Below are 463 nucleotides of genomic sequence, written 5' to 3'. Positions count from 1 at the left end.
CACTGTCTTCGCCGGGTATACAACACCCCCCAACCATCGCACCAACATGCCGGCACCCCCCCCCCCCCCCCCCCCCCCCGCCCCCCCCCCCCCCGACTCGGCATTCAGTCGGCCCCGGTGCGCTCCCGGTGGTCGGGCCTGTCGAGACCACCTTGTGCGTGATTGTTCTTCGGGGCTGGTCTGGGCCGCCGACCCGATCACGAGGGTCTTTTCGATCTGGACCGGCGTCAAGGCGATGTATCGAGCCTGTCGAGATGGCGCCCTGCGGGTGTCCAGTTCGCCAGCCTCGTTTGGGGTCTGTGTCGTGGACCGGTGATGGTCGGTAATCGACAGCTTGTCGAGAACAGCAGCGGCACGGCGGCGTGTAACCCTGCCGAGTCGGGGGGGGGGGGGGGGGGGGGGGGGGGGGGCCCCCCCGGGGCGGGGGGGGGGGGGGCCCCCCCGCGAGAGGGGGGGGGGCGGG

Source organism: Nocardioides sp. NPDC054178 (assembly GCF_055585005.1).
The sequence above is the reverse complement of the archived record's forward strand: the minus strand, read 5'-3'. Positions refer to the sequence as shown.